The organism is Allorhizobium borbori (assembly GCF_014196535.1).
Classification (GTDB): Bacteria; Pseudomonadota; Alphaproteobacteria; order Rhizobiales; family Rhizobiaceae; genus Ectorhizobium; species Ectorhizobium borbori.
In genome coordinates, this window is sequence record NZ_JACIDU010000047.1 from 1 (window position 1) to 4,546 (window position 4,546).

At 65.0% G+C, this 4,546-nt stretch carries 4 protein-coding genes; all 4 read left to right on the plus strand.

The genetic code is table 11. From position 1 onward, the window contains the following. Positions 1 to 876: class II glutamine amidotransferase (locus GGQ66_RS22750; RefSeq protein ID WP_183795997.1), on the plus strand; the 876-nt coding region annotated here is incomplete at its 5' end. A gap of 93 nt (positions 877 to 969) precedes the next feature. Then, the gene (locus tag GGQ66_RS22755; RefSeq protein WP_183795999.1) at positions 970 to 1,656 is read left to right on the plus strand and encodes a GltB/FmdC/FwdC-like GXGXG domain-containing protein; all 687 of its coding nucleotides are present in this window, start codon (positions 970 to 972) and stop codon (positions 1,654 to 1,656) included. Positions 1,657 to 1,751: 95 nt separating this feature from the next. After that, positions 1,752 to 3,080 (plus strand): FMN-binding glutamate synthase family protein, encoded by a 1,329-nt coding sequence (locus tag GGQ66_RS22760; RefSeq protein WP_183796001.1) that lies wholly within the window; start codon positions 1,752 to 1,754, stop codon positions 3,078 to 3,080. Positions 3,081 to 3,237: 157 nt separating this feature from the next. Continuing rightward, positions 3,238 to 4,545, plus strand: coding sequence for a type III glutamate--ammonia ligase (gene glnT, locus GGQ66_RS22765; protein WP_183796003.1), 1,308 nt, complete (start codon positions 3,238 to 3,240; stop codon positions 4,543 to 4,545). Position 4,546: the final 1 nt, after the last annotated feature.

Consider the following 4,546-nt stretch of genomic DNA (forward strand, 5'->3'; position numbering starts at 1 on the left):
CGTTCTCTTGAGGGTCGGTTGGGTGAGTTGCTGAGCGACATGCTTGTAACGATGACGGACCGTGGTCCGGATTCGGCCGGGATCGCGATTTATGGCGGTGCGGAAGCAGGCAAGGCGAAGGTGACGGTTCAGTCTGCGACGCCGGAGGTTGATTTCGCGGGTCTGGACGGGGCTCTGGAAGCGGCGCTCGGTTCGAAGGTTTCGGTTGCGGTCAAGGATACGCATGCGGTGGTGACGGTGGATGCCGGCCTTCTGGATGCGGCGAAGGCGGCGATCGCCTCGGTGCGTCCGGGTCTTCGGGTGATGTCGAGCGGCGAGACGATCGAAATCTACAAGGAAACGGGCCTGCCGAAGGATGTGGTGGCGCGCTTCGACATTGCCTCGATGACCGGCACGCATGGCATCGGCCACACCCGCATGGCGACGGAGAGCGCGGTGACGACGCTCGGCGCGCACCCGTTCTCGACGGGTTCGGACCAGTGCCTGGTGCATAACGGCTCGCTGTCGAACCACAACAACCTGCGCCGCGAACTGGTGAAGGCGGGCATGAGCTTTGCGACCCAGAACGATTCGGAAGTGGCGGCCGCCTATCTGACGGCCGAGATGAACAAGGGCGAGGATCTGGGCGGCGCGCTCGGCAATGCCATCGACGATCTCGACGGCTTCTTCACCTTCGTGGTCGGCACGAAGTCGGGCTTCGGCGTGCTGCGCGATCCCATCGCCTGCAAGCCGGCGGTGATGGCCGAGACGGACCAGTATGTGGCCTTCGGTTCGGAATACCGGGCGCTGGTCAACCTGCCGGGCATCGAGACGGCCCGCGTCTGGGAGCCGGAGCCGGCCACCGTCTACTTCTGGGATCACGGCCAGGCGGCCTGAGACTTACGGTGAGATTTTCCGGGCGAAGCCGGAGGCGGCGCGGGGATGCGCCGTCCTGCCGGGTGAACGCCGCGCATAAAGGACTTTGAACAGATGCCCACATTCGATCTTTCCACCCAGCCGCTGCGCGACCTGAACCAGGCGCTGCATTCCATCGAGGCCGGCAAGAACGACCTTTCCTTCGAAGTGTTGAACCCGCGCGGCAGCCATGCGGTGGCCGTCGGCATCGATCAGCCGGTGACGGTGGAGGTCAAGGGTTCGGTCGGCTATTACTGCGCCGGCATGAATGACGGCGGCGCGGTCACGGTGCACGGCTCGGCCGGCCCGGGCGTTGCCGAGAACATGATGAGCGGCACGGTCGTCATCGAGGGCGATGCCAGCCAGTATGCCGGCGCCACCGGCCGCGGCGGCCTGCTCGTCATCAAGGGCAATGCGGCGTCCCGCTGCGGCATCTCGATGAAGGGCATCGATATCGTCGTGCATGGTTCCATCGGCCACATGTCGGCCTTCATGGGCCAGTCCGGCCATCTCGTCGTGCTCGGCGATGCCGGCGATGCGCTGGGCGACAGTCTCTATGAGGCCAAGCTCTTCGTGCGCGGTTCGGTCAAGAGCCTCGGCGCCGACTGCATCGAGAAGGAACTGCGCCCCGAACATGTCGAGAAGCTGAAGGAGCTTCTGGACAAGGCCGGCGTCACCGACGTCAAGCCCGAGGAGTTCAAGCGCTACGGTTCGGCCCGCACGCTCTACAACTTCAACATCGACAATGCAGACGCTTATTAAAGCAATCGCAGGAAAAGTGCGAAGCGGTTTTCCGTCCGTCGATTGCGACGAAACAAACCGATGAAGCGCCTCCCTCAAGGCTGAGGAATTGCCCCATGAGTTACCAGAACCCCCACACCCCGCCGCGCAAGTCCGCGACCTTCGATGACTACACGCTGGCGGAAATCCGTCGCGCGGCGGCCACCGGCATCTACGACATCCGCGGCGCCGGCACCAAGCGCAAGGTGCCCCACTTCGACGACCTGCTGTTCCTCGGCGCCTCCATGTCGCGCTATCCGCTTGAAGGCTATCGCGAACGCTGCGACACCTCGGTGGTGCTCGGTTCGCGCTTTGCGAAGAAGCCGATCCACCTGAAGACGCCGATCACCATTGCCGGCATGTCCTTCGGCGCCCTGTCGGGCCCGGCCAAGGAAGCGCTCGGTCGCGGTGCGACGATTGCCGGCACCTCCACCACCACCGGCGACGGCGGCATGACGGACGAGGAACGCGGTCATTCCCAGACGCTGGTCTACCAGTACCTGCCCTCGCGCTACGGCATGAACCCGAAGGATCTGCGCCGCGCCGATGCCATCGAAGTCGTCATCGGCCAGGGCGCCAAGCCCGGCGGCGGCGGCATGCTGCTCGGCCAGAAGATCTCCGACCGTGTGGCCCACATGCGCAACCTGCCCAAGGGCATCGACCAGCGCTCGGCCTGCCGTCACCCCGACTGGACCGGCCCGGACGATCTGGAGATCAAGATCGGCGAACTGCGCGAGATCACCGACTGGGAAAAGCCGATCTACATCAAGATCGGCGGCGCGCGCCCCTATTACGACACGGCCCTTGCCGTGAAGGCCGGGGCTGACGTCGTGGTGCTCGACGGCATGCAGGGTGGCACCGCCGCCACGCAGGACGTGTTCATCGAGCATGTCGGCATGCCGACGCTCGCCTGTATCCGTCCCGCCGTTCAGGCGCTGCAGGATCTCGGCATGCACCGCAAGGTGCAGCTCGTCGTCTCCGGCGGCATCCGCTCGGGTGCTGACGTGGCGAAGGCCCTGGCGCTCGGCGCCGATGCGGTCGCCATCGGCACGGCGGCGCTGGTCGCCATCGGCGACAACGATCCGCACTGGGAAAGCGAGTACCAGAAGCTTGGCACCACCGCCGGCGCCTATGACGACTGGCACGAGGGCAAGGACCCCGCCGGCATCACCACGCAGGACCCGGAGCTTTCGAGCCGTCTCGACCCGGTCGTGGCCGGCCGCCGCCTTGCCAACTACCTCAAGGTGATGACGCTGGAAGCCCAGACGATTGCGCGCGCCTGCGGCCATAACCACGTCCACAACCTCGAGCCGGAAGATCTGGTGGCGCTGACCATCGAGGCCGCCGCCATGGCGCGTGTGCCGCTGGCCGGCACCAGCTGGGTGCCCGGCACCACCCCGTTCTGAGGCCAGCCTCTTTCCTCCCGAAGCCCGCGACCCGTTCGCGGGCTTCTTTCGAACCGCGGTTCCTGCAGTCCGGCGTCCTCCCAGGGCCGGCCTGCCTTCGCAAACGGAGCCGCCTTGACCCAATCCTGTCCAAGATAAACCAATAAGGGGAACGGACATGACCACTGACCTTGCAGCCTTCGCCCGCGAGAAGGGCGTCAAATACTTCATGATCAGCTATACGGACCTGTTCGGCGCCCAGCGCGCCAAGCTGGTTCCGGCCGAGGCGATCGCCGAGATGCAGGAAGATGGCGCGGGCTTTGCCGGCTTTGCCACCTGGCTCGACCTCACCCCCGCCCATCCCGATCTCTTCGCCATTCCCGATGCCTCCTCCGTCATCCAGCTTCCGTGGAAGAAGGAAGTGGCCTGGGTGGCCGCCGATCTCCACATGGACGGCAAGCCGCTCGATCAGGCCCCGCGCGTCGTTCTCAAGACGCTGGTGGCCGAGGCCGCCGAACTCGGGCTGCGCGTCAAGACCGGCGTCGAGCCGGAGTTCTTCCTGATCTCCGAAGACGGTTCGGAAATCTCCGACGCCAAGGATACCGCCGAAAAGCCCTGCTACGACCAGCAGGCGCTGATGCGCCGCTACGATGTCATCGCCGAGATCTGCGATCACATGCTCGCGCTCGGCTGGAAGGCCTACCAGAACGATCACGAGGACGCCAACGGCCAGTTCGAGATGAACTGGGAATATGACGACGCCCTTGCCACCGCCGACAAGCACTCCTTCTTCAAGTTCATGGTCAAGTCCGTCGCCGAAAAGCACGGGCTTCGCGCCACCTTCATGCCCAAGCCCTTCAAAGGGCTCACCGGCAATGGCTGCCACGCCCATATCTCGGTCTGGGATCTCGCCGGCAAGGTCAACGCCTTCGCCGACAAGGCCATGCCGTTCGGTCTTTCCGCCAAGGGCAAGACCTTCCTCGGCGGCATCATGAAGCATGCCTCGGCGCTCGCCGCCATCACCAACCCCACCGTCAATTCCTACAAGCGCATCAACGCGCCGCGCACCATCTCCGGCGCCACCTGGTCGCCCAACACCGTCACCTGGACCGGCAACAACCGCACCCACATGGTGCGCGTGCCCGGCCCCGGCCGCTTCGAGCTGCGCCTGCCCGACGGCGCCGTCAACCCCTACCTGCTGCAGGCCATCATCATCGCCGCCGGCCTCTCCGGCATCCGCACCGACGCCGATCCCGGCCCCTATTCCGACATCGACATGTATGCCGAGGGCCACACCATCACCGACGCCCCCAAGCTCCCCATGAACCTCCTCGACGCCCTCAGAGCCTACGAAGCCGACCCAGACCTCCAGAAAGCCCTCGGAACCGGGTTCTCAACCGCATACCTCAAGCTCAAACACCGTGAGTGGAACACATACTGCTCACAGTTCTCACAATGGGAACACAACACTACTCTCGATGTCTGAG

Bases quoted from the DNA above. Each gene is read 5' to 3' on its own strand.
- GGQ66_RS22755 (WP_183795999.1), top strand. From the start codon at position 970: ATGCCCACATTCGATCTTTCCACCCAGCCGCTGCGCGACCTGAACCAG.
- GGQ66_RS22760 (WP_183796001.1), top strand. From the start codon at position 1,752: ATGAGTTACCAGAACCCCCACACCCCGCCGCGCAAGTCCGCGACCTTC.
- glnT (WP_183796003.1), top strand. From the start codon at position 3,238: ATGACCACTGACCTTGCAGCCTTCGCCCGCGAGAAGGGCGTCAAATAC.